Here is an 18,067-nt window from a genome sequence, read left to right on the forward strand (position 1 = left end):
GACTCGTCACGCCGGGCCCCCGGCCCCGCCGGTCGTGTCCGATCCGGACCCGCGCGGCGACGGCGGTCCGTCCGGCGTCACGGTGCGGACGGCCCGGGCGTCGGCGTCCATCCGCTCCCCCAGGTCGTCGACGACCAGCGACTCCCGGTCGATCGCGCCGGTGCGGTACGCCGACCGGCCGACCACCTGGGAGATCACCGGGGCGGTCAGCACCTGGAACAGCACGACCAGCACCAGCGTCGAGGAGTTCTCGAACTCCAGCTGCACCGCCACACCGAGGAGGATCAGCAGCAGGCCGAGCGTCTGCGGCTTGGTCGTCGCCTGCAGCCGCGCCGGCAGGTCCGGCAGCCGCACGAGGCCGAGGGCCCCCATGAGGCAGGACACTCCACCGGCCAGCATCAGCACGGCGGAGATCACCGAGGTCACGTCCGAGGCCGACATCAGCGGTGCCGCTCCCATCGTTCGACGAGCCGGGCCGCCGTCGCCGAGCCGACCAGCGCGATCAGCGCGACGGCCGCCAGCAGCGGGATGTTCGACCCGTCCGAGTAGATCGCCGCGTACACCCCGGCGGCGGCCACGATCAGCACCACGATGACGTCGAGGGCCGCGATCCGGTCCAGGGTCGTGGGGCCGCGGAGCAGCCGCCACAGCGTGAGCCCGCCGGCGGCGGTCAGCATGGTCAGTACGATCGCGTAGACGACGGTCATCGCGCCGCCCTCCCCGTGTCCCGGCCCTCGGCGACGGCGGCGACGGCCGCGCGGCACATCTCCACGTCGGCGTCGGTACCGACCGCGTCGATGACGCGCATCTGCAGGTTCATCATCTCCTTGCGCAACCGGTCGACCGCGCCCGCGCGGTGCAGCCCGAGCGCGAACACGTACCAGCGGCCACGCCGGCGGTCGATCTGCAACGTGAAGCTGCCCGGGGACAGCGCGCACGCCGCGACGATCATGGTCACCGTCCGGTCGGAGGTGGCGCACAGCGGCAGCCCCACGATCCCGGAGCGGGCCCGCCGACCCTGGGCGACGGTCACCACGCTCACCCGGATACCGGAGACGACGAGGTCCACCACGAGGTACCCGGCGAGCCGCAGCAGCTTCAGCGGCCGCACCGGCATCCGGTCCGGCAGCAGCGGGAGCGGGAACAGCACCGTCACCAGCAGCCCGATGACCAGACCGCCGACGATCGCCGTCGGCGCGAGGCTGCCCCACAACAGCACCCACACCAGCGCCAGCGCCAGCACCTGCGGGATCCGCCGCGGCCAGCTCCCGATCCGGGAGTTGTCGCCCGGCTGGTCGTCGACCGTGGCGGGGCGCTGCTCGGGCACGAGTGCGGCCTCGCGGGACTCCTCGGCCGGCAGCCCGGTCCCGGTCTCCGCGGCACCCATGTCCGCCTCGCGCTGCCCCTCCGGGGACGTCTCCGCAGCCGCGCCGTCGCGGATCGTCCGGTCCTCGCTCACGGGGTGCCCCCTTCCGCGTCGTCGGTCGCCATCGCCGTCCCGGCGCCGGTCCCGTCGGGAACGTCCGGCACCGTCGCGACCGGCTGCGCACCGGGCCCGCCGGGAGCCTCGTCCGGCCCGAGCACGGCGCCGCGGTAGGTGTCGCGGGTCTGCAGGTCGATCCCGGCGCGCGCGGTGACCGCCGACAGCGGCCCGGCGAACACCGCGATGACGATGCTGACCACGATCAGCGACGCGGCGCCGACGTACATCCCGCGGGCGCTGCGGGCGGTGCCGACGACCAGCTCGTCGTTCGGGTCGTTGTCGACCAGCGGCTCCTTCGGCGTGCCCCAGAACACCCGGACCCAGACGCGGGCGGCGGCGTAGAGCGTGAGCAGGCTGGCGAGCACGACGAAGGCGGCGACGATCCGGCCCGCCGTACCGGCCTCGGCGCCGGCCTGCAGCAGTGCGAGCTTCGCGACGAATCCCGACGTCGGCGGCAGCCCGGCCAGGGTGATCGCGGGGATCGCGAACAGCACCGCCAGGTGCGGGGCCGTCTTCGCGAGCCCGCCCATCTGCGAGATCGACACCGTCCCGGTCCGCCGGGTGATCAACCCACTGACGAGGAACAGCGTCGCCTGCACGGTGATGTGGTGGACGACGTAGAGCGCCGTCCCGGCGATCCCCGACGGGGTGTACACCGCCAGCCCGAAGAGCATGAACCCGATGTGGCTGACCAGCAGGAACGACAGGAGCCGGTTGAGGTCGTCCTGCGCGACGGCGCCGAGCGCGCCGACCACCATCGTCACCGCGGCCATCACGAGCAGCAGCAACGAGGGGTGGTCCTGCGGGAACACCAGGGTCTGGGTGCGCAGCAGCGCGTAGATGCCGACCTTGGTCAGCAGTCCGGCGAACAGCGCGGTGACCGGTGCTGGGGCGTTCGGGTAGCTGTCGGGCAACCAGAAGTGCAGCGGCACGATCGCCGCCTTGATCCCGAACACGACGACCAGCACGAGCGCCAGCACTGTCTTCAGCCCGTCGGGCAGCAGCGCGACCCGCCCGGCGAGGTCGGCCAGGTTGACCGTGCCGGTCGCCGCGTAGACCAGCGCGACCGCGGTCAGGAACAGCAGCGACGACATCAGCGAGACGATCACGTACGTCATCCCGGACCGGATCCGCGACGCCGACGTCCGCCGGGTGATCAGCACGTAGCTGGCCGCCAGCATGATCTCGAAGGCGACGAACAGCGTGAACAGGTCACCGGTCAGGTAGGCCAGCGAGACGCCCGTCGACAGCAGCAGGAAGATCGGGTGGAACGTGGTGCTGGCCGTCTCCCGGCCGTAGTCGGAGATCCGCTGGTCGATCGCGTAGACGAGCACCGCGAGGGTGACCAGCGTCGAGATCAGCAGCAGCAGGGCCGACATCCGGTCGGCGACGAGCACGATGCCCATCGGCGCCGGCCAGCCGCCCAGCTCGGCGACGACCGGCCCGTAGCGGTCGGCGGACACCAGCAGGACGCCGGCCACGACGCAGACGATCGCCAGCGTCACCACGCCGATGACCCGTTGCAGCGAGGCCCGCCTGCTGACGATCACGCTGGCGGCGGCGCCGAGCATCGGCAGCAGCACCGGCAGCGTCACGAAGGCCTGGAGCAGGGTCACTTGCGGCCCTCCTCGAGCTCGTGGGAGTCGGCGGTGTCCTCGGGACCGGCCTCGGTCTCCTCGGCGGTGCCCTCCTCCATCGCACCGTCCGGCTTCTGGGCGGCGATCCGGCGGTCCTCGACGTCGTCCTGGACCTCGTCGTGGCCGACCAGTACCCAGGACCGGTATCCGAGCGCCAGCAGGTAGGTGGTCAGCGCGAAGGTGATCACGATGGCGGTGAGCGCCAGCGCCTGCGGCAGCGGGTCGGTGAACTCCTCGGGCAGTACCGGGCCGAGGATCGGCGCGCGCCCGGGCGGCCCGCCCGCGAGCTGCAGCAGCAGGTTCGCCCCGTGCCCCAGGACGACGATGCCGATCAGGACCCGCATCAGCGAACGCTGCATGAGCAGGTAGAACCCGACCGAGTACAGGACGGCGAGCACGATCGCCATGCTCAGGTTGATCGTCATGTTCACCGGTCACCACCGCCGGAACCGCGCGGCGCGGCCTCGCCGGCCTCGCGGGCGTCCCGGGCGATGCCCGAGCCCAGCGAGCGCAGCAGGTCCAGCACGACGCCGATGATCAGCAGGTAGACGCCGACGTCGAGCAGCAGGCTGGTGACGACGTCGATGTAGCCGGCGTCGCCGAAGCTGATCCGCCACTTGGCGGAGGACAGCACCGCGCCGCCCCAGAGCAACGGTGCGAGACCTGTCAGCACCGCGATCGTCAGCCCGGTACCGACGACGACCGGCGGCCGGATGCGCAGTGTGGAGCCGGGGTCGTCGTCGCCGCCCGCGATGTGCCGCAGCACGAACGCGAGCCCGGCGACCAGGCCGCCGGAGAACCCGCCACCCGGGCCGTAGTGGCCCTCGAACAGCAGGAACACCGAGAACACCAGCACCGTCGGGAACAGGAGCCGGGCGGCGGCCTCGAGGACGAGGGTCCGTTCCCGGGTGTCGGGGCAGTTGCCGGGCAGCATCCAGCGGCCGCTGGGCTGGTCCCAGCGCTCCCAGGCCGTGTCCTCCTCGGGGGGCGGAGCCGTGTCACCGGGCCGGTCGGTGGAGGTCGTCATCCGAGCACCTCCTGCTCGTGCTTCGGCGAGCCCGAACCGCTGCTCACGACCGCGCCGCCCTTCTTCTTGTCGTAGCGGGTGGCGAGGACCAGGCTCGCCGTCCCGGCGGCACAGATCAGCAGGATGGTGATCTCCCCGATGGTGTCCAGTGCCCGGAAGTCGACGAGGATCGCGCTGATGAGGTTGGTGGCGCCGGCCTCGGGGGCGTTCGCGACGAAGGCGTCGGTGGTCGACGGCGGCTGCAGCCGGGCCCCGGAGAGCACGACCGCAGTCCCGGCCACGAACACCCCGCCGACGGCGGCGAGCCCGGCCTTGGGGGCGCGGACCCGGCGTTCGGTGTCCGGTTCGTCGAAGTGCGCGGGCAGCCGCCGCAGCACGAACACGAACGCCACCAGGGTCAGCGTCTCCACCAGGAACTGGGCGAGGGCCAGGTCCGGGCCACCGTCGATGACGAACAGGCCGCCGATCCCGTAGCCGACGGCGCCGACCAGCAGCACCGCGGTGAACCGCCTGCGTGCCCGGGTGAGCGCGACCGCGGCGATCACGACCATCAGCCCGACCGGGACCTGCATGATCGAGTCGTAGGGGGCCTGGTGCTCGGGCATGGCACCCGTCATCAGCAGCACCGGGCCCGGGAGCACGATCAGGGTGGCCAGGATGCAGCCCAGGTAGACCGGCAGCGACCCGATCTGCAGGCGGCCGGTGAGGCCGATCGCGAACCGCTCCAGGCCGGTCACGACCGCCTCGTAGCCGCGCTGCGCGGACACCCCCGGGATCCGCGCCCGGGAGGTCAGCGGCGCCCCGTAGCGGTGCAGGAGCAGACCGCCGACGAGGGCGAGCGCGGAGAAGCCCAGCGGGAGACCGAGACCGTGCCACAGGGCGAGCTCGTACTGTGTGGCGTAGGCGTCGCCGAGCGGGGGCAGCGACCGGGCGTAGGACCCGGCGACGTCCTGCACCAGCGGCGCGGCGAAGCCGGCGGCCAGGCCGGTCAGCGCGCACAGCCAGGCCGGGCCGGACAGCCCGAGCGGCACCGGGTCGCCGCCGGTGGGCTGGCTGCCCTTGGTCGAGAACGCGCCCCACAGGAAGCGCGCGGTGTAGGCGACGGTCAGCAGCGAGCCCGCGAGCAGCCCCACCGCGACGACCCAGCCGCGGGTCCCGCCCTCCAGGACGAACGCCTCGTAGGCGGCCTCCTTGCCGACGAACCCGAGCAGCGGCGGCAGCCCCGCCATCGACAGCCCCGCCAGCGTCGCGAGCACGGCCAGGCCGCGCCGCCGCCGGCCGAGACCGCACAGCTCCCGCAGGTCACGCGTGCCGCACGCCTTGTCGATGGCGCCGACGACCATGAACAGCGGGGCCTTGAACAGGCCGTGCGCCAGCAGCATCGCGATGCCGGCCAGCGCGGCGACCCGGGACCCGGCACCGAAGAGCACCATCAGGAAGCCGAGCTGGGACACGGTGCCGAAGGCCAGCAGCCGCTTGAGGTCGGTCTGGCGCAGCGCCCGCCAGCCGCCGAGGAGCATCGTCGCCAGGCCGAGCACGACGACCGGGACCCACCACACCGTGTACACCGAGAACGCCGGCCCGAGCCGCGCCACCAGCACGACGCCGGCCTTCACCATCGAGGCGGCGTGCAGATAGGCCGAGATCGGCGTCGGCGCCGCCATCGCGTAGGGCAGCCACGGGTGGAAGGGCAGCTGCGCGGACTTCGTCAGCGCCCCCATGAGGATCAGCACCAGCGAGATCGCCAGCGCGACCGGCTGGTCCGGCGCGAGGGTGCCCGCGGAGGCCGCTGCGGTGAGCTCGGGGATCGAGTAGGTGCCGGCGATCCCGCCGAGCAGCACGATGCCCAGCAGCATCGCCAGGCCGCCGAACACCGTCACGAGCAACGCCTGCACGGCGGCCCGCCGGTTCTCCCGGTACTGACCGCCCTGCCCCACGAGCAGGAACGACGTCAGCGACGTCAGCTCCCAGAACACGTAGAGGGTGAGCAGGTCGTCGGCCAGGACCAGGCCGAGCATCATCCCGGCGAAGGTGACCAGCAGGGCGGCCGAGCGGGCGGCGTCCTTCGAGCGGGGGCCGAAGTACCAGGCCGCGTAGACCATGATCAGCGCCCCGACGCCGGAGACCAGGACGATCATGGCGAGGGCCAGCGCGTCCATCCGGAGGCTCAGCCGGAGCCCGAGCTCCGGGGCCCACTCGACGACGTCGGTGACGCCGGCGCCGAGCGCGGCCGGGGCCTGCGCCATCGCCCACACCAGTGTGGCCGCCAGCAGTGCGGCGCCGGCCCCGAAGGCCAGTCGCCGGTTGTACCGGGCGAGGGCCGGGAGGCACAGCGCCAGGACGAGATGGGCGGCCACGACGGCGAGCACCGACACCTCCTGGTTCGCGGGGTCGTACGGACGGGCGGGTCACTCGCTGCACGATCGACCGGGGAGCGGTGCGGACGTGTCACGAGCCGGTCCCCGGACGGGACACGGCGACGACGCCTCCGTCATCCTATCGGCGCAACCGGACGATTCGCCCGCCACCGTACCGGGGCTCACGTCCGCAGGGGCTTGCCGAAACACCGTGAGCGATGATCGTCCCGATACACGCCGAACCTCCCGATCGGGCGGTATCCGCACGCGCGGTACAAGCTGATGGCCTCCGGCTGCGCGGTCCCGGTCTCCAGGATCATGCGCCGGCGCCCGGCCGCCTCCGCGGTGCGTTCCAGCTCCGCCAGCAGGGTCCGGGCGTGACCCTTTCCACGGGCGTCCGGGACGACATACATCCGCTTGACCTCCGCGTCGCCGTCGCGGCGGACCGGGTCGTCCGCCACCGCGTCGACCGCCCGCCAGGCACCGGTGACCACGGCGCGGTCGCCGTCGTAGCCGACCAGGAACAGCCCGCGCGGGGCGGCGAAGTCCGCCGGTGCGACGGGGGTGGCGTCGCCGTCGCCGTAGACCCGGCGGTAGCACTCCTGCACCTGCCCGTCGAGCGTCACCGCGTCCGGGTGGTCGAGGGCGGAGACCCGCAGTTCCAGCACCGGGCCATCATCGTTCCCAGGTCACCGGGAGCGCGCGGAGGCCTCCGGTGAGGACGTCCGAGCGCAGCTGCAGCTCCGCGCGGGGCACCGCCGTGCGCAACGACGGCAGCCGCGCCGGCAGGGCGCGGAACACCTCGGTGAGCTCCACCCGGGCGAGGCTCGCGCCGATGCAGAAGTACGGGCCGTGGCCGAAGGCGAGGTGCGCGGGGCGACGTCCGGCGTCGAAGGCGCCGGGGTCGTCGAACGTGCGCGGGTCCCGGTTCGCGGCGGCGGGGGCGAGCAGGACGGCGTCGCCCGCCGGGATGCGGACCCCGGCGATCTCGATGTCGGCGCGCGCGTAGCGGGGGATCCCGCTCGACCCGGGGGCGGCCAGCCGCAGGATCTCCTCGACGGCGGCGTCGGCGCGGCCGGGGTCCGCGGCCAGCGCCGCCCACTCCCCCGGCTGGTCGAGCAGCAGCACGGTGCCGACGTCGATCCGGCCGACCGTCGTCTCGTGCCCGGCGAACAGCAGCGCCGCACCGAGCCCCGCGAGCCGGTCGCGCTGATCGTCGTCACCGCCGAGTGCGGCGAGGTCGGAGAGCACGTCCTCCCCCGGCTCGGCCGCCTTCCGGTCGAGCAGTTCACGCATGTACGCGAACAGCCGCGCCGCGCTCGCCTGCGCGTGCTCGCGGTCGTCGAGCCGGCTCAGGCCCTCGGACCACGCGCTGAACTCGGCGCGGTCGGCGAAGGGGACGCCGAGCAGCTCGCAGATCACCAGCACCGGCAGCGGGAACGAGAGGAGCTCGTGCAGGTCGGCGCCGGGTCCGGCCGCCTCCATTGCGTCGAGCCGCTCCGCGACGAGATCGGCGACGTGCTCGCGCAGCCGGCCCATCCGCCGTGCCGAGAACGCCGGCGCGAGGAGCGTGCGCATCTGCGTGTGGTTCACCCGCTCGGTCTCCGGCGAGTCCCCGGAGGGGCCGCCGAAGACCATCGAGCCGGAGATCCGCGCCGCCCGCTCCGGCTCCGGATGACTGCGGCCGAGCCGGTCGTCGGCGAACAGCGCGCGGGCCTCCTCGTAGCCGGTGACGAGCCAGGCGACGTCGCCGGCCGGGGTGCGGACGGGGGTGATCGGCGCCCGTTCCCGGAGCTCGTCGTAGAGCGGAGGGAGTCGCAGGACGTCGTCGCGCGGGAACGGGAGGCGGGGCAGGTCCGTGGTGGCGGTCACGCACCCGACGTTACGTCCGGCAACGGCCCCGCACCTGCCCACGCGAACGGATTCCCACGCGGACGCCCCCGGGACCTCGGTCCCGGGGGCGTCGTCGGTCACGCTGCGAACGGATCAGGCGTTCGCCTTGGCGCGCTGCCGCCACGAGGTCAGCGTGCGCTCGGTGTAGCCGTTCGGCTCGGTCGCGCCGGTGAACACGAGCTCCAGCGCGGCCTGGAAGGACTCGCTGCCGTCGAGGTCCTTCGCCATCGGCGGGTAGCCGGGCTCGCCGGCGTTCTGGTCGTCGACGACCGACGCCATCCGGGCGAAGGTGTCCCGGACGGTCACCTCGTCGACGACGCCGTGCGCGAGCCAGTTCGCGACGAGCTGGGCGGAGATCCGCAACGTCGCGCGGTCCTCCATCAGCCCGGCCCCGGACAGGTCCGGCACGGTGGAGCAACCGATGCCCATCCCGACCCAGCGGACGACGTAGCCCAGGATCGACTGCGCGTTGGTCTCCAGCTCGTGGGTGACGGTCTCGGCCGGCAGCGACGACGCGCCGGCGAGCGGCAGCTCCAGCAGCCTGCTCCGGTCGGCCGTGGCGCGCGCCGCGATCTGCGACTGGACCTCGTGGACGTCGACCCGCAGGTAGTGCAGGGCGTGCAGGGTGGCAGCGGTCGGCGAGGGCACCCAGGCGCAGTTCGCCCCGGCCTTCGGGTGACCGATCTTCTGCTCGATCATCTCCGCCATCGCGGCCGGCTTGGCCCACATGCCCTTGCCGATCTGGGCGGAGTGGCTGAACCCGGCGGCGAGCGCGACGTCGACGTTGCGGTCCTCGTAGGTCGTCAGCCAGGTCGTCGACTTCATGTCGCCCTTGGGCAGCACCGCGCCGGCCCGGAAGCAGGTGTGGATCTCGTCGCCGGTCCGGTCGAGGAAGCCGGTGTTGACGAAGATGACCCGGTTCGCGGCCTCGGCGATGCAGGCTCCGAGGTTGGTCGAGGTGCGCTTCTCCTCGTCCATGATGCCGATCTTGAGCGTGTTCGCCTGCAGGCCGAGCGCCTCCTCGACGGCGCCGAACAGCTCGACGGTGAGCGCGACCTCCTCGGGGCCGTGCTGCTTCGGCTTCACGATGTAGACGCTGCCGGCCCGCGAGTTGGTGTGCGGGCCCTTGTGCTGCAGGTCGTAGAGCCCCGCGACGGCGGAGACCAGCGCGTCCAGGACGCCCTCCGCCACCTCGGTGCCGTCGGCGGTGCGGACGGCGTTCGTGGTCATGTGGTGGCCGCAGTTGCGGACCAGCATCAGCGAACGGCCCGGCAGGGTGAGGACGGACCCGTCCGGCGCGGTGTACTCGCGGTCCGGGTTCACCCGGCGGACGACGGTCCTCCCGCCCTTGCTGAACTCGCTGGTCAGGTCACCGGTCAGCAGGCCCAGCCAGGTGCGGTAGGCCAGCGCCTTGTCCTCGCCGTCGACGGTCGAGACCGAGTCCTCCAGGTCGACGATCGTCGAGACGGCCGACTCCAGCACGACGTCGGCGACGTCGGCGTGGTGCTGGCGCCCGACCTGCGTGGTCGGGTCGAGGGTGATCTCGAGGTGCAGCCCGTTGCGGGTGAGCAGGACGGCGCCGCGGCCGTCGCCGTCGACCGCGCGGAAGCCGGCGAACTGCGCCGGATCGGCGAGCCCGACCGTGCCTCCGGAGGTGTCGGCGACCAGGCCGTCGGTCCCGGCCCGGTAGGCGGTGACGCCGGCGTGGCTCCCCTTCGCCAGCGGGAACAGCTCGTCGAGCAGCTCGTCGGCGGCCGTGATGACCTGGGCGCCGCGGCGCTCGTCGTAGCCGCGGGCGAGCTCGCCGTCCTGCGGGAGGGCGTCGGTGCCGTAGAGCGCGTCGAACAGCGAGCCCCAGCGGGCGTTGGCGGCGTTGAGCGCGTAGCGCGGCACCGTCGAGGGGACGACCAGCTGCGGGCCCGCGATCTCGGCGATCTCCGGGTCGACCCGGTCGACGGAGATCGTCGGCGACGCGTCGGGGAGCAGGTAGCCGAGGTCGGTCAGGAACTTCTCGTAGTCGGCGGTCGAGCCGGCGCCGTGCTCGGCGTGCCAGGCGTCGATGCGCTCCTGGAGCTCGTCACGGCGGCGCAGCGCGTCGGCGATCCTGGGCGCGAACCGCTCCTGCAGACCCGCCAGGGTCGCCCAGAAGTCCGCCGCCGTGAGGTCCACGTCGGACAGGAGCTCGTCCTCGACGAACGACTTCAGGTGCTCCTCGACCTGCAGCCCGGCGGTGTCGGCCATCTGTGACCACCCTCTCTGCGTACTCGCTTGGACTGGCTACATTCCTACCAGTGGATTATCTTTTCCGCATCATGAAAGTACTGGGTGCCCGTACGTGATCGCCGGACGGGCGTCGTGCCCCGGCACCGACGTACCCTCACGTGAGCCCCGCCACGCCTGTCCTGCAGCAAGGGAGTGCACCGATGCCCCTGGACGCACCGGTCCGTGAGGAGTTCGCCGCCCTCCTCGGACCCGCCGACGTGATCGACGACCCGGTCCGCACCCGCGCCTACGAGTGCGACGGGCTGACCGGCAACCGGGTCGTCCCCGAGCTCGTGCTGCTCCCCCGGACCGCCGAGGACGTGGCCGGGTGCGTCCGGATCTGCGCACGGCACCGGATCCCGTTCGTCGCCCGCGGCGCCGGGACCGGCCTGTCCGGCGGCGCGCTGCCGGTGGCCGACGGCGTCGTCATCGGGCTGAACCGGCTCGACCGGGTGCTCGAGATCGACGTGGAGAACCGCCGCGCGGTCCTGGAACCGGGCGTCACGAACCTGGAGATCACCGCCGCGGCCTCGCCGCACGGGCTGTACTACGCGCCGGACCCGTCGTCGCAGCAGGTCTGCACGATCGGCGGGAACGTCGCGGAGAACTCCGGCGGGGCGCACTGCCTGAAGTACGGCTTCACCACCAACCACGTGCTGTCGATCGAGGTCGTCCTGCCCGACGGCTCGGTCGTCACCCTCGGCTCGGACTCGATGGAGCAGCAGGGACCGGACCTGCGCGGGGTGTTCCTCGGCTCGGAGGGGACCCTCGGCGTCGTCACGAAGATCACCGTGCGGCTGCTGCGGACGCCGGAGGTCATGCGCACGCTGCTCGCCGACTTCCCGTCGGTCGCCGCCGGTGGGCAGGTCGTCTCGGACATCGTGGCGGCCGGGATCGTGCCCGCCGCCGTCGAGATGATGGACGCGCTCGCGATCGAGGCCGCGGAGGGCGCCACCGGCGCCGGCTACTCGCTGGACACCCCGGCGGCGCTGGTCGTCGAGCTCGACGGGACCGTCGAGGAGTGCGACGAGCAGTTCGCCCTGGTCAAGGACATCTGCGACCGGCACGGCTGCACCCGGCTGCACGTCGCGGGCTCGCCGGAGGAGCGCGCGAACATCTGGCGGGGGCGCAAGGCCGCCTTCGCCGCCGTCGGCCGGATCTCGCCCGACTACATCGTCCAGGACGGCGTCGTCCCCCGGACCCGGCTCGCCGAGGTCCTGGAGCGGATCTCCGGCATGGGCGACGAGGCCGGGCTGCGGGTCGCGAACGTCTTCCACGCCGGTGACGGCAACCTGCACCCACTGGTCCTGTTCTCCGCCGCCGACGGCGAGACCGAGCGGGCCGAGCACCTCTCCGCCGGGATCGCCGAGCTCTGCGTGGAGATGGGCGGGTCGCTGTCCGGCGAGCACGGCATCGGCACCGACAAGGCCTGCTCGATGCCGAAGATGTTCGGCGAGGACGACCTGGCGGTCATGAACCGCATCCGGGCCGGGTTCGACCCGGACCACATCTGCAACCCGGGCAAGCTGCTGCCGACCCCGCGGCTGTGCGGCGAGAAGCCCGGGAGGTACCGGCCGCATCCCCTGGAAGAAGCCGGGCTGATCGATCGACTCTGAGAGGGTTCGAAGGGCATGACTCGCGCTGCTCCCACCACGCTGCGCCCGACGACGCCGAAGGAGGTCCGCGACGCCGTCCTGGACACCCCCGGCCGGCTCGCGATCTCCGGCGCAGGCACCGCCCGGCACTGGGCCGGGCGCCCCGCCGAGGTCGACGCCACGCTCGACCTGTCCGCACTGACGGGTGTGATCACCCACAACCCGGGCGACATGACGGTGTCGGTGCACGCCGGCACCCCCGTCCGTGACCTGCAGGCCGAGCTGGCCGGCCACGGGCAGCGGCTCGCGCTCGATGCCGGCCGGATCGGCCGCGGCGCGACCGTCGGCGGCCTGCTCGCCACGGCCGACGCCGGCCCGTCCTCCCTGGTCTACGGCGCCATGCGGGACCTGGTGATCGGTACGACGTCGGTACTGGCCGACGGCACGATGGTCCGCAGCGGCGGTCACGTGATCAAGAACGTGGCCGGCTACGACATGGCCAAGCTGCTGCACGGCTCCTACGGCACGTTCGGCCCGCTGGTGGAGGTCGTGCTGCGGCTGCACCCGGTGCCGAAGGCGACCGCCTGCGTGGCCGTCGACGGGCCGGTGGCCGACGCCGCGCGGCACACCGCCGCCGTCGTCTCCAGCCCGCTGGAGCCCATCGCCGTCGAGTGGGTCTCCGGTGATCCCGGACGGCTCCTGATCCGGCTCGAGGGCGGGGTCGACACCCTCCCCGGCCGGGTCGGACGGCTGGTGGACCTGCTCGGCGACGACGCCCGCGAGATCGGCGACGACGCCTGGTCCGGGCACGCCGCACTCACCGCCGGGCAGCCGTCGACGGACGCACCGGAGGGCGCGGTCGTGCGGATCGGGTGCGCCCCGGCCCGGCTCGCGTCCCTGGTGGCGGAGCTGCCCGCGACCGGCGTGACGGCGGGGCTCGCCACCGGCGTCGCGACCGTCACGGTGCCCGGCGCCGCGGTCGCCGAGGTGCACGACGCCGTCGCCGCGGTCGGCGGCACGAGCGTGCTGCGCGACCGGCCCGACGCGCTCGACGCCCCCGCGTGGGGCCCCGCCCCGTCCGCGCTCGCGCTCCTGAAGGCGATCAAGACCCAGCTCGACCCCGGAGCCCGGTTCGCACCCGGCCGCTTCGACCCCTGGATGTGAGGACCCCGTGACCAGCACCCACGACACCGAGGGCACACCCGCCGGCGCCGCGGAGACGAAGATCCCGCAGCAGGGCCCGAGCGCCTTCGACGACGTCCACCCGCCGCAGCGCGAGCTGCTCGACGACTGCGTGCACTGCGGGTTCTGCCTGCCCACCTGTCCCACCTACGTCCTGTGGGGCGAGGAGATGGACTCGCCACGCGGCCGGATCCTGCTCATGGACCTGGCGGAGAAGGGCGACATCGCCCTCGACGGCCCCTTCACCGAGCACATCGACAACTGCCTGGGCTGCATGGCCTGCGTGACGGCGTGCCCCTCCGGCGTGCAGTACGACAAGCTGCTCGAGTCGGTCCGGCCGCAGATCGAGCGCAACGTGCCCCGCACCCGCGCCGACAAGCTCTCCCGGGACGCGATCTTCGCACTGTTCCCGTACAAGCGACGGCTGCGGGTCGCCGCCCTGCCCGGAGCGCTCTACCAGAAGCTGCGCACGGTGCCCGCGATCCGGCGGCTCACCGAGAAGCTGCCCGGGCGGCTCGCCGCGATGGAGTCGCTGCTGCCGCCGGTGACGGTGCGCGAGGCGTTCGCGACGCTGCCGGTGCACACCCCCGCCGTCGGACGGCGCCGGGCGCGGGTCGCGCTGCTCACGGGCTGCGTGCAGGACGTGTTCTTCCACCGCGTCAACGAGGCCACCGTGCGGGTGCTGTCCGCCGAGGGCTGCGACGTGCTCGTGCCCCGCGACCAGCAGTGCTGCGGCGCGCTGGAGGTCCACGCCGGCCGCGAGGAGTCCGCGCTCGACCGGGCCCGGCGCACGATCGCCCGCTTCGAGACCCTCGACGTCGACGCGGTGGTCACCAACGTCGCCGGCTGCGGGTCGTCCATGAAGGACTACGGCCACCTGCTCGCCGACGACCCGGACTGGGCCGAGCGGGCGAAGGCGTTCTCCGCGTCCTGCCGCGACGTGCACGAGGTGCTCGCCGACCTCTACGCCCGCCCGGAGTCCGACGACGGCGGCCCGCGCGCCCCGCGGACCCCCGTCACCGGCCGCGTCGCCTACCACGACGCCTGCCACCTCGGGCACGCCCAGGGTGTGCGGAACCAGCCGCGCGAGGTGCTGCGCAGCATCCCGGACCTGCAGCTCGTCGACATCGCCGAGGCGTCGCTGTGCTGCGGCTCGGCCGGCATCTACAACATGATCATGCCGGACGCCGCGGGCGAGCTGGGCGAGCGGAAGGCCGGGAAGATCCGGGACGCGAAGCCCGACGTCGTCGTCACGGCGAACCCGGGCTGCCTGCTGCAGATCGGGAAGTACCTGCCCGACGACGGCTTCGCCGACATCCCGCTCCTGCACCCCGTGCAGCTGCTCGACGCGAGCATCCGCGGGGCGGACGTCCCGCACCGGTAGCGCCCTCCGCTCCCCGTCCGGCTCGTCCCTCCTGCCCATCCCGACCCTCCTGCCCGCCCCGCCCCTTCCGACCCGCCCCTTTCCGGCCCGCCCCGCCCCTTCCAGTCCCGCCCCAACCGGTCCGCTCGGCACCCGCCGAGATGCAGCCCAGCGTCATCCGGAGATCCACGATTCGCCCTGAACCGCATCTCGGCGAGGTCGGTCCGGGCACGTACGGGGTCCCGGTGCTCGACGTGGCGGAAGCGGTGGCCGGCGGGACGACCCGCTCCCCCACCGAGATGCAGCCCAGCGTCGTCCGGAGATCCACGATTCGCGCTGAGCCGCATCTCGGCGAGGGTGGTCCGGACACGTACGAGTTCCGGGACGAGACGGGCGGCCCGGGTCAGGGGCGGCCCGGGTCAGGGGCGGCCCGGGTCAGGGGCGGCCCGGGTCAGGGGCGGCCCGGGTCAGGGGCGGCCCGGGTCAGGGGCGGCCCGGGTCAGGGGCGGCCCGGGCGACGGCGCGGGCGGTCCTTGCGCGGGCGGTGGGCACGGCGCCACGCCGTCGGCCCGGCGAGGTGCCGGGCGCCTGCCGGGTCGTCGGCGGTCCGGGGCACCGGGCCCTCGGGGGTCGTGTCGACGGACCCGTGGGCAGGGTCGTCGTCGGGGGCCGAGAGCCCCATCCGCCGCCGTAGCGCCCCCAGCTCCGCCCGCAGCGCGACGATGTCCCACTTCCGGGCGGTGTGCGCCCGTTCCAGGCCCTCGATCCTCCGGTGCGCGAGGACGAGGAGCACCCCAGCGGCGATCCAGCCGGCCAGGGCGGCCCAGGCCACGAACGTCACCAGCCCCGACACGTCTGCTCCGTTCACCCGTTCCGCCTGGCCGGGACGTACGGTAGCCGGATTCGCGGTCCCGACCGGCCGACCGGGTGAGGGACCGCACACGCGCTGCACGTCACGTGACCCACTACCCTCGATCGTCGACGGCACCGTCGCCCGCGCGCCCCTCCCCGGGCCCCGTCCGGGCCCGACCGCGCCCCGCCGGCCACCGGCGATCCGGCGCTTCCCTCCGTGCGGCGCGTGACCACGGTGACCACGAGCCGCGGCCCTCCCGCGCCACGGCCGACCAGAGGACGGAGCGCAGCCCGATGACCGGTAACGGACCGACCACGCAGAGCGATGGACCTGGCGTGGAGGAGCAGTCCGTGATCCCGAACCCGACCCCGTCCCCGGAGGCCCCCGGGCCGCCCGAGGCCCCGGCCGCCTCCGCGCGCCATTTCCCGCAGACGCTGGTCGCGATGGACCCGCCGACCCTCCCGGCGGCGCGCCCGACCGCACCGCCGCCGGAGTTCCGGCAGTTCCCGACCCCGCAGCGGTCGGTTCCCGGTCACCCGACCATGCGTCGCCGGCTGCGCCGGATCCTGATGTTCTGGCGTCGCGGCGCCTGACCGGCGTCAGGCGCGGGTGACGGGCGGCCGGGACGCGGCCCGTCGCAACCCGACCACGATCGCGGCGAGCGTCACCAGCAGCACGGTCAGCAGCACCGTCCCCGCGTTGGCGCCGACCCCGTAGATCGCCACGAACGCGAGGCCGCCGGTCAGCAGGCAGTAGTAGGTCGTCGGAATGATCGTCATCCGGATGACGTCACCCTCCCGCCCGAGCAGGCCCACCGTCGCCGACGCCGCGACGACGTTGTGCACGGTGATCATGTTCCCGGCTGCGCCGCCCACCGCCTGCGCCGCGACGACGGTCTCGGGGTCGACGGCGAGGTTCTCCGCGGTGGCGAACTGGAACAGCGAGAACGTCAGGTTGGACACGGTGTTGCTGCCCGCCACGAAGGCCCCGAGCGCGCCGATCCACGGGGCGAGGATCGGCCATGCCGGGCCGACCGCCAGCGCGGCGCCTTCGGCGAGTGTCAGCGGCATGCTCGCCAGGCCGGTTGCGTTGTGGTCGGCGCCGGAGTTGATCAGGATCCGGACCAGCGGCAGCGCGAACAGCAGTGCGACGGCGGCGCCCGCCAGCTGTGCACCGGACACCCTCCACGCCGTCGCCACCTGTCGCCCGCTCATGCGGTGCATGCCGTAGGTGACCAGGCAGACCAGCAGGAAGACGGCTCCGGGCGAGTAGAGGATCTCGAGCTTCTCGCCGATCCCGGTACCCAGGATGTCGGACGGCCCGATGGTGATCGACTGCAGCGCGTCCTTCACCGGCTCGACGGTCCGCGACAGCACCAGCACTGCGGCGACCAGGACGTACGGGGACCAGGCGAGCCAGGTGCGCATGCGGGGACCACCGGTCTCCGCGTCGCCGGCGTCGCCCGACTCGATCGTGCCCGTCCAGCGGTCCAGCCAGCGCTCGCGCGGCGGGAAGTCCCACACCTGCTTCGGCATGAGGAACCCGCGGCTCGAGGTGAACATGACCAGGGCCAGCCCGACGAGGCCGCCGAGGAGCGCCGGGAACTCCGGCCCCAGAAGCGCGGCGACGAGCAGGTACGGAACGGTCATCGCCAGCGCGGCGTAGAGCGCGAACGGGGCGATCGCGAGTCCCTCGGAGAACCGCCTGTTCTCGCCGAAGAAGCGCGTGAGGAGGCACACCATGAACAGCGGGATCAGGGTGCCTGCCACCGCGTGCAGCGTGGCGACCTGGAGCCCGATCGCGGTGAGGTAGCCGTCGGCGTCGAGCCCGAGCAGCGCGGTCCGCGCCTCCACCTCGCCGGACCCGGACAGCCCTTGCCCGATGCCCGTCAGCACCGGGGTGCCCGCGGCGCCGAAGCTCACCGGCGTGGACTGGATGACCATGCCGACGAGCACCGCACCCAGCGCCGGGAACCCCAGCGCCAGCAGCAGCGGTGCGACGACCGCCGCCGGCGTCCCGAAACCGGACGCCCCCTCGATGAAGGACCCGAACAGCCAGCCGATGATGATCGCCTGCACCCGCCGGTCCGGGCTGATGCCGGTGAATCCGGCCCGGATCGTCGCGAGTGCCCCGCTCTGGGTCAGCGTCTGGAGCAGCAGGAGCGCACCGAAGATGATGTAGAGCAGACCGATCGCGATGATCAGTCCCTCGATCGACGACGCCAGGATCGTCGTGGTGTCCATCCCCCACACCAGCGATCCGATGAGCGCGGCGGCGACGAATCCCAGCGGCATCGCGTACTTCGCGGGCCAGCGCAGGCCCACCAGAAGGATCGCGACGACGACGATCGGGGTGAGTGCGAGCAGGCTGAGTACACCCACATTGTCCACAGTGACAATCCCCTCGAGACACCGG

The 18,067-nt window shown here is 73.3% G+C and carries 16 protein-coding genes; 4 read left to right on the forward strand and 12 right to left on the reverse strand.

Going from position 1 to position 18,067, the window contains the following annotated elements; translation table 11 throughout:
• Window positions 1-6 precede the first annotated feature (6 nt).
• The 10 genes from mnhG to AD017_RS06100 all read right to left on the reverse strand — a co-directional run bounded on the left by mnhG (window position 7) and on the right by AD017_RS06100 (window position 10,638).
• Window positions 7-441 (reverse strand): monovalent cation/H(+) antiporter subunit G, encoded by a 435-nt coding sequence (gene mnhG / locus AD017_RS06055; protein ID WP_010239591.1) that lies wholly within the window; start codon window positions 439-441, stop codon window positions 7-9.
• Complete coding sequence (locus tag AD017_RS06060) at window positions 441-707, reverse strand: monovalent cation/H+ antiporter complex subunit F (RefSeq protein WP_010239588.1); 267 nt, start codon at window positions 705-707, stop codon at window positions 441-443. Before AD017_RS06060 ends, mnhG begins: the two co-directional genes overlap by 1 nt.
• Window positions 704-1,459, reverse strand: a complete 756-nt coding sequence (locus AD017_RS06065; RefSeq protein ID WP_060573396.1) for a Na+/H+ antiporter subunit E — start codon at window positions 1,457-1,459, stop codon at window positions 704-706. Before AD017_RS06065 ends, AD017_RS06060 begins: the two co-directional genes overlap by 4 nt.
• Window positions 1,456-3,054: a Na+/H+ antiporter subunit D gene (locus tag AD017_RS06070; RefSeq protein WP_060576261.1), complete on the reverse strand. Its 1,599-nt coding sequence runs from the start codon at window positions 3,052-3,054 to the stop codon at window positions 1,456-1,458. Before AD017_RS06070 ends, AD017_RS06065 begins: the two co-directional genes overlap by 4 nt.
• A gap of 41 nt (window positions 3,055-3,095) precedes the next feature.
• A complete protein-coding gene (locus AD017_RS06075; protein WP_033200348.1) occupies window positions 3,096-3,545 on the reverse strand; it encodes a Na(+)/H(+) antiporter subunit C in 450 nt (149 codons plus the stop codon).
• Between the two features lie 2 nt (window positions 3,546-3,547).
• On the reverse strand, window positions 3,548-4,147 hold the full coding sequence (locus tag AD017_RS06080; RefSeq protein ID WP_010239574.1) for an MnhB domain-containing protein: 600 nt from the start codon (window positions 4,145-4,147) through the stop codon (window positions 3,548-3,550).
• Window positions 4,144-6,516, reverse strand: coding sequence for a hydrogen gas-evolving membrane-bound hydrogenase subunit E (gene mbhE, locus AD017_RS06085; protein ID WP_060576262.1), 2,373 nt, complete (start codon window positions 6,514-6,516; stop codon window positions 4,144-4,146). The genes AD017_RS06080 and mbhE overlap by 4 nt, the downstream gene beginning before the upstream one ends.
• Window positions 6,517-6,686: 170 nt before the next feature.
• Window positions 6,687-7,169 (reverse strand): GNAT family N-acetyltransferase, encoded by a 483-nt coding sequence (locus AD017_RS06090; protein WP_227012896.1) that lies wholly within the window; start codon window positions 7,167-7,169, stop codon window positions 6,687-6,689.
• Between the two features lie 10 nt (window positions 7,170-7,179).
• Window positions 7,180-8,376 (reverse strand): cytochrome P450, encoded by a 1,197-nt coding sequence (locus AD017_RS06095; RefSeq protein WP_060573398.1) that lies wholly within the window; start codon window positions 8,374-8,376, stop codon window positions 7,180-7,182.
• Window positions 8,377-8,490: 114 nt separating this feature from the next.
• Window positions 8,491-10,638 carry a malate synthase G gene (locus tag AD017_RS06100; RefSeq protein WP_060573400.1) on the reverse strand — a complete coding sequence of 716 codons (2,148 nt, stop codon included), beginning with the start codon at window positions 10,636-10,638 and terminating at the stop codon, window positions 8,491-8,493.
• 182 nt (window positions 10,639-10,820) lie between these two features.
• Between AD017_RS06100 and AD017_RS06105 the strand changes: the two genes are divergently transcribed.
• The 3 genes from AD017_RS06105 to AD017_RS06115 are packed head-to-tail and all read left to right on the forward strand — an operon-like array spanning window position 10,821 to window position 14,820.
• Window positions 10,821-12,275: an FAD-binding oxidoreductase gene (locus AD017_RS06105; RefSeq protein ID WP_010239564.1), complete on the forward strand. Its 1,455-nt coding sequence runs from the start codon at window positions 10,821-10,823 to the stop codon at window positions 12,273-12,275.
• A 15-nt stretch (window positions 12,276-12,290) separates the two neighbouring features.
• Entirely contained in the window at window positions 12,291-13,418 is a 1,128-nt protein-coding gene (locus tag AD017_RS06110) for an FAD-binding oxidoreductase (RefSeq protein WP_060573402.1), read from the forward strand.
• Window positions 13,419-13,425: 7 nt separating this feature from the next.
• Window positions 13,426-14,820 carry a heterodisulfide reductase-related iron-sulfur binding cluster gene (locus AD017_RS06115; RefSeq protein WP_082538348.1) on the forward strand — a complete coding sequence of 465 codons (1,395 nt, stop codon included), beginning with the start codon at window positions 13,426-13,428 and terminating at the stop codon, window positions 14,818-14,820.
• Window positions 14,821-15,298: 478 nt separating this feature from the next.
• Here AD017_RS06115 and AD017_RS06120 read toward each other — a convergent pair whose 3' ends face one another.
• Window positions 15,299-15,667, reverse strand: coding sequence for a hypothetical protein (locus AD017_RS06120; protein WP_139323804.1), 369 nt, complete (start codon window positions 15,665-15,667; stop codon window positions 15,299-15,301).
• A gap of 335 nt (window positions 15,668-16,002) precedes the next feature.
• On the opposite strand from AD017_RS06120, the gene AD017_RS06125 reads away from it, so the two are divergent.
• A complete protein-coding gene (locus tag AD017_RS06125) occupies window positions 16,003-16,245 on the forward strand; it encodes a hypothetical protein (RefSeq protein ID WP_139323803.1) in 243 nt (80 codons plus the stop codon).
• Window positions 16,246-16,251: 6 nt separating this feature from the next.
• Here the strand turns inward: AD017_RS06125 and AD017_RS06130 are convergent, their stop codons facing one another.
• Window positions 16,252-18,042, reverse strand: a complete 1,791-nt coding sequence (locus AD017_RS06130) for an L-lactate permease (protein ID WP_029239129.1) — start codon at window positions 18,040-18,042, stop codon at window positions 16,252-16,254.
• Window positions 18,043-18,067: the final 25 nt, after the last annotated feature.

This window comes from Pseudonocardia sp. EC080619-01 (assembly GCF_001420995.1).
Taxonomy (GTDB): domain Bacteria; phylum Actinomycetota; class Actinomycetes; order Mycobacteriales; family Pseudonocardiaceae; genus Pseudonocardia.